This is a genomic window from Desulforegula conservatrix Mb1Pa (genome assembly GCF_000426225.1).
Taxonomy (GTDB): domain Bacteria; phylum Desulfobacterota; class Desulfobacteria; order Desulfobacterales; family Desulforegulaceae; genus Desulforegula; species Desulforegula conservatrix.
This window is the reverse complement of record NZ_AUEY01000153.1, coordinates 1-2,553: the sequence shown is the minus strand read 5'-3', so window position 1 is coordinate 2,553 and position 2,553 is coordinate 1. Positions and strand designations below refer to the sequence as shown.

General features: G+C 37.8%; 3 protein-coding genes. All 3 read left to right on the top strand.

The window, feature by feature from the left end:
* Nucleotides 1-70 precede the first annotated feature (70 nt).
* The 3 genes from K245_RS0121310 to K245_RS27535 all read left to right on the top strand — a co-directional run bounded on the left by K245_RS0121310 (nt 71) and on the right by K245_RS27535 (nt 2,398).
* On the top strand, nt 71-487 hold the full coding sequence (locus K245_RS0121310) for a hypothetical protein (RefSeq protein WP_027360780.1): 417 nt from the start codon (nt 71-73) through the stop codon (nt 485-487).
* A gap of 573 nt (nt 488-1,060) precedes the next feature.
* Complete coding sequence (locus K245_RS0121305; RefSeq protein ID WP_027360779.1) at nt 1,061-1,591, top strand: hypothetical protein; 531 nt, start codon at nt 1,061-1,063, stop codon at nt 1,589-1,591.
* A gap of 93 nt (nt 1,592-1,684) precedes the next feature.
* Complete coding sequence (locus tag K245_RS27535; protein WP_084156482.1) at nt 1,685-2,398, top strand: DUF3465 domain-containing protein; 714 nt, start codon at nt 1,685-1,687, stop codon at nt 2,396-2,398.
* Nucleotides 2,399-2,553 lie beyond the last annotated feature (155 nt).

The following is a 2,553-nucleotide window of genomic DNA, read 5'->3' as shown; positions in this document are numbered from 1 at the left end:
CATTGAGATTTCTGACAAAAACAACTGCTCTCTTGGCTAATACAGACAAGTGAGTAAAGATATCTGAAAAATGATATTTTTAGAGGCAGCCTTAATTCTGATTGTTTTTTTCTTTCTGGCATCGTGTAGTAGCCGAGAAATCACAAGTGAATTAGACTATCTTAAAGGTTTACAAAAAAATGATGTGATCATTCTCTCAAAAAATTGCAATTTTATCGATAGTGTGAATACAGCTAATATAGTTCCAATAGAAGGTTATAGAGAATTGTGTGGTGATGAGATAAGGCTTCGGACTGGCATCGTAACAAAGGGAACTAAAATCGAATTCCTTGGTGCATTCGCGGAGTGGGTCTATATGGCTGACACGCACACGCGGGAGTATGGGTTTATTATTGATGGCGATTTTAAAGGCAGAAAAATATTTTTAGGCGACCTATTTAATGCTCAACGAAGGCAACCTATTTTCTATGAATATCAAAAGCCATAAAATAGCCAACTATTTATACTAATTGCCTAACAAGTCGCCCAAGCCGACGCCGACACGCACCGATTTTTCCAGTAAAGCAGCGGCGGCGCGGCTTAGCTCGCCGTTGGAAATCTTGTTTCCGGGCTTTTTCCAGTTTTGTAAGTTTTCGCGCTCTGGCTCAGTTGGCAAGTAAAAGTGGTTAAGGCTTTTGGCTTTTCTGCTTTGTCGCTCGGGTAGATTACTTGGCTTTTTTAGCTCCGTATTTCCAGCTTTGAGCTAAAGTTTTCTGGCATTTCCTCAGCTTGCAGTTGTTTCAGTTTTATCGGTTTTGCCTTTTGCTGCTGTGGATTTTCCGGTTTGTCGGTAAAGTAGCCTTAATTCATTAATTTTTGCTTTTATTGCTGTGTCTGTTTTAAAGCTGTTGCGGGGTCAAGCTTTTCGGGGTTGCTTCATCAGCTTTTTGTTAATGGCAGCGCTGTTTCCTTCTAAGCGCACAATTTCCAACAAGTCGCCCAAGCTGACGCCGAACACGCACCGATTTTTCCAGTAAAGCAGTCGCGGCGCAGCTTAGCTCACCGTTAAAAGGACTCAATAATGAATATTCGATCAAAAAGTGTTATTATCACAATTGTTTTATTCGTAATTGGATGTTCATATAAAGATTCAAGTCAAAGAGAATATTTTGAACCGTATTTACAAGAAAAAAATGAAATAGAAATCAACGTATCGTGCAATGAAAAAGAATCTATAATTCTTGGCAAGGAATATGATGGTTGTGGCATGCAAGGAAGTGGTTGTAACTATTTTATAGTCAAGAATCATAAAAATATTGAATATAGAAAGCCTGCCATACTTCGTTCTTGGAGCGATATAGAAAATGCAAAGAAGAATATTGATTCCAAATTACTTGATAGCATTGAAAAAAAACAATTAAATGATAACTTTTTTGCAATTATTATTATCCATTATGTAGGCTATCAAAACCTTGATAATGAAAAAATATATAGCAAAAATGCTAAAGCTTATTTCGCATACGAGCTATGGGATTTTAAATCCAATATTCCAAGTCCTATGTGCGCATATTCCTCTTTATATGTTTTAAAGCTTAAAAAAAATAACTTTTAACAAGTCGCCCAAGCCGACGCCGACACGCACCGGCTTCACCAGCAAGGCAGCGGCGGCGCGGCTTAGCTCACCGTTAGAAACCTCAGGAAATGTATGCGTTATCAAGGAAAAATTACTACTTGGAAAGATCAAAAAGGATTTGGGTTCGTCACTACTAATGCATCTGGTGAAAAGGCATTTTTTCATATAAAATCTTTTCCGAAGCATTCAAAACGGCCTGTAGAGGGAGATAAAATTACATACGAGCTGATTAAGGATAAAGACAATCGTATTAAAGCTGAAAACATAAGATATGTGGTTGATAATACAGCATCTGATAATGTCTCTAAATCCATATCAATTGAAGGTTCACATATGAAAAAAATTCTACTCATTGCGGTTGCGCTACTCCTTGCTTATTTGTTTTTTAATGCTCCATCTGCCTTTGAAAAAAATGATGTCACTTCTCCAATTGTAGATAAAAGCTTTGATAAATCGGATACAATCATAGCTAATGCATTTTCAAATCATCAAAGCAATTTACAAATTTCAGGTCAAGGTGTCGTTACGAAGCTCTTACCAGATGACAACAGTGGTAGCAGACATCAAAAATTCATAATTAAGTTGTCTTCTGGTCAAACACTTTTAGTCGCACATAATATTGATCTTGCCCCTAAAATAAACAGTCTGAGACAAGGAGATTCTGTTCAATTTTATGGGGAATACGAATGGAATGGAAAAGGTGGCGTTTTACACTGGACGCACCGAGATCCAAAAGGATCGCATGTGGATGGTTGGTTGGAACATGAAGGTCAAAAATATCAATAAGTTTTGTTTCTAACAAGTCGCCCAAGCTGACGCCGACACGCACCGATTTCACCAGTAAGTCAGCGGCGGCGCAGCTTAGCTCACCGTTAGCTTTATGAGATCAAAATGATTAACATTTACATTGTTGCTGGTTTTTTCATTGCAGTAGTAGTTAT